Source organism: Arsukibacterium sp., assembly GCF_036735525.1.
Classification (GTDB): Bacteria; Pseudomonadota; Gammaproteobacteria; order Enterobacterales; family Alteromonadaceae; genus Alishewanella.
On the sequence record NZ_DAINOE010000146.1, the window covers coordinates 1 to 3,998 of the forward strand.

The following is a 3,998-nucleotide window of genomic DNA, read 5'->3' on the forward strand; positions in this document are numbered from 1 at the left end:
GGTGATCAGTTGCAAAACCGGCCGGCAATACACGTTCACCCGGTTGAAGAAAACAAAGTGCAAGCTGTTCAGAACTTAGCCGGCAACAGTGATTACGATATGGCAGAGCTATATCAATACCTGATCCGTAATATTGAGTACACCAGCAACGCAGAAACGCATTATGACCGAGCATTTCAGCATTGCGTAGAGGGCGGGTTCGGCTGGCTGCGCGTGCTGACCTGTTACGCCAACGATCATGCCTTTGACCAGGATATTAAAATAACCAGCATTGCTAACCGCTTTTCTGTGTTGATGGATCCTGATGGCACCGAGCCAGATTGTAGTGACAGGAATTACTGCTTTATCAGTGAGCGAATGAAGAAAAAGGATTTTGACCGCAAATACCCTGGTAAGCGCACTGGTGAATTAGGCGATGCTGATCGTGGCGAATACTCATGGTGGGTTAACGAGGAACATATAAGGGTTGCTGAATACTTCTACCGGGTGCCGGCAAAGCGCAAGCTGTTACTACTGTCTGATCAGCGAACAGTGTTTTTGGATGAAATAGAGAAAGCGTTACCCGCACTTGTTGAGCAGGGCATTACCGTTCTGCGCGAGCGTGAAGTTCAGACGTTTAAAGTTATGTGGGAGAAAATCACAGCATATGATGTGCTGGAGGGGCCGAAAGAATGGCCCGGCTCAACGCTTCCTATTACGCCGGTACTTGGCAAAGAAATTATCTTATCCGATAAAACTTACTATCGCGGCCTTATCCGTTACGCCAAAGATGCGCAGCGTATGCACAACTTCTGGATGACAGCGGCAACTGAGCGGGTAGCACTTGCACCAAAAGCGCCATGGACAGCTCCAGCAGAAGCTATTGAGGGTTATGAAGCAGAGTGGGCTGCAGCTAACCGAGAAAACCGTAGTGTTCTGCGTTACAACAGTTTGCCTAATGGTGATAAGCCAAGCCGGGAACAGCCGCCGTCAATGCCATCAGCTGAATTGCAAATAGCTATGAGCATGACTGACGAAATGAAAGCGACCATTGGTATTTATGACGCCAGTATGGGTGCGCAGAGTAATGAAACGTCAGGCCGGGCTATATTGGCCAGGCAGCGCCAGGGTGATCGCGGCACGTTTGCATACATTGACAACTTGGGTAAGGCTATTCGCCGCATTGGCCAGATACTGATAGAGATCATCCCAAAGGTTTACGACACTGAGCGGGTAGTTCGTATGCGCTTTGAAGATGAAACCGGTGATTATGTTCGCATCAATCAGGTAGTTCAGGATCCTGTGACGATGGAAGAAATCAAAATTAATGATATTTCCCTTGGCCGGTTCGATGTAACTATAAAAACCGGGCCGAGCTATCAGACGCAGAGAATGGAGGCAGCAGACAGCTTGATGCAGTTTGTTCAGGCTATGCCGGCAGCTGGTGGCGTTATTATGGATCTTATCGCTAAAAATATGGACTGGCCTGGCGCGAGTGATATTGCAGAGCGCCTGCGCAAGATATTGCCGCCTGGCATATTAACGCCACAAGAACAGGAAGAAGCTGGTATGGACACTGAACCGCCGGCGCCAACGCCAGCTGAGCAGGCAGAAATGGTTAAGGCAGAAGCTGACATTGCAGAGGCCCAAGCCAGAATGGCAGAAGCCCAGCAGAAGCTTGCTGAGGTAGAAGCGCTTGCCGTTATGCAAGGCGCAGGCAGCCCGGCTGAGTTTGTTAAAGGCTTGGTAGCAGAGGCAATGGCAGAGCTTATACAGTCTGGCGCAATGCGGTAATGGTTGCATAATAAGCAACATGGTATAAAATTCAATTAACACGGCTACCGGTGGCCAGCACCGGGCAAAAATTCGCGGAGTAATTACGCGCATGTCTGACAACGAAAATGTAGTTGATCCAACCGAAAACTTTGAGGTTGTAACCAATGAGGGCGCGGCCCCTGATGTTGAGATCGCTGAAAATCAGGACACTGATGATAAGCAGGATCCAGTACAGGAGCCAAAAGCAGAAGATGATTCTGCCAGCGCAACGCCTGACGCTGATGATAAGGAGCGCGGCAGTGGCCGGCTCCAAAAGCGGATTGACCGCTTAACAAAGCGAGCTGCAGAAGCTGAGCGGTTAGCAACGGAAGAACGGACAAAGCGCGAAGCGCTGGAGCAAAAGCTATCTGGTGGCAAGCAGCAAGACGCCACAGACGAGCCAGACGCTGCAGACTTCGATAGTTATTCTGATTACCTGGACGCACTTGCTAAATACAACAGCGACAACGAGGGTAAGCAGGACGACAAGGCCAAGGAGGCCGACAAAGCGGATACTAAGTCAGAGCAAAAGGAACAGACTGACGATGAATTTGCCGAAGCGCTTGAAGATGTTCAGGCTTCGTTTGCTGACAGTAAAGCCAAGTGGGCCGACTTTGATGAAGTAGTAACAGCGCCAGACCTTGCCATAACTAACGATATGGTTAAGGCATTAGCGGAGACAGATGATCCTGCAGCTGTAGCTTACTACTTAGGAAAAAACAAAGAAGAAGCCAAACGCATTGCCGGGTTAAAGCCCCTTGGCATTGCACGCGAGCTAGGTCGTATTGAGACTAAGCTGGCGGCGGCACCTATAAAGCGAGCGAGTTCGGCCCCTGATCCAATTACTCCGGTATCTGGTTCAGATGGCATAGAGCCTGAATTAAGTGATATGAGCTTTTCGGAATACGAACAGGCCATGAACAAGAAGCAGGCCAGAACAAGCTTTTGGTAACTCAAAAGTTTAAGGAAATTCAGATATGCCACAGTTACAAGGTGAAAAGGGCAACGTCTTACTTACCGATGATATTATCGTTAAAGAAGCGCTGCGCCTGTTAAAAAACAGCCTGGTTACCGCCCCATTGGTTCACCGGGATTTAGAGCGCCGATTTGCTAAAGTCGGTGATGTTATCAGCTTACAAAAGCCATTCCGCACCAAGACCGCATCAGGTCGTGTGCTGGTTAAGCAGCCTATGGTTGATCAAGTGGTGCCGTTTGCCATTGACCGTCAAGAGCACTTCGGCTTAGAGGTCACTATGCGTGACCGGACAATGAGTATCGAAAACTTTTCCAATCGGTATTTAAAGTCTGGTATGTCGCAGATTGCTAACGTCATTGACCGCTCTATCCTGCTTAAGTTGAAAGAGGCGCATTTCAGTTCTGGTACGCCGGGCACTGCTATTACGCTGAAAAACTTTCACCTGGCAAAAGCATACATGGGCAATGTTGCCGTGCCTGACGATGGTATGCGCCGTTGCATCCTGAACATGCTGGACGCTGCTGAAATCTCTGATTTAATCAGCAACAAGTTCAATGAGGGCATGGTTAAAGGTGCGCTGCAAAAAGGCTATATGGGCCCACTGGCAGGCTTTGATTTGTTTGAATCGGCTAACATGCCTGTTCATACAGTCGGCGCTTACGCTGGTACGCCATTGGTTGACGGTGCGCAAACTGGTGGCACCATTCTTACTAAAGGCTGGTCTAACTCCATTACTGGCCTGCTGAAAGCTGGTGATGTAATCACGTTTGCTGGCGTGTTTGAAATTAACCCGCAGTCGTATGAATCAACTGGCCGCCTGAAGCACTTTGTTGTGCAGGCAGACGTTGATTCAACTGGTGCTGGCGCTGCTTCAATCAGCATTAGCCCGGCGATTAATGACGGCACGTTAACCACAGTCAACAAAGCTGGTGAGACAATCAGCCTGGCTGCATACCAGAACGTAACAGCTGCGCCTGCTAACAACGCGCCTATTACTGTGCTGGGTACCGCAAACACAACTTACCTGCAGAACTTCCTGTTCCATCGTGACGCTGTTGCACTGGCCATGATCGACCTGGAATTGCCGCAGTCTGCTGTTGTTAAGTCTCGCGTCCGTGACCCGGATTCAGGCTTAGCGCTTTGCATGACAGGTGCTTACGATATTAACCAGCAATCAGAAATCACACGCATTGATGCCGTGTGGGGTACGGACTTGATTTATTCCGAC

General features: G+C 49.6%; 3 protein-coding genes. All 3 read left to right on the forward strand.

Features of this window, described 5'->3' with window-relative positions:
- A partial coding sequence (locus V7D78_RS16310; RefSeq protein ID WP_333609517.1) for a portal protein occupies nucleotides 1-1,773 on the forward strand: 1,773 nt, incomplete at its 5' end.
- 91 nt (nucleotides 1,774-1,864) lie between these two features.
- Nucleotides 1,865-2,746, forward strand: a complete 882-nt coding sequence (locus V7D78_RS16315) for a hypothetical protein (RefSeq protein WP_333609518.1) — start codon at nucleotides 1,865-1,867, stop codon at nucleotides 2,744-2,746.
- A 25-nt stretch (nucleotides 2,747-2,771) separates the two neighbouring features.
- Nucleotides 2,772-3,998: P22 phage major capsid protein family protein (locus tag V7D78_RS16320; RefSeq protein WP_333609519.1), on the forward strand; the 1,227-nt coding region annotated here is incomplete at its 3' end.

Excerpts from the sequence above, each read along its gene's own strand:
- V7D78_RS16315 (WP_333609518.1), top strand. The coding sequence starts at position 1,865 with ATGTCTGACAACGAAAATGTAGTTGATCCAACCGAAAACTTTGAGGTT.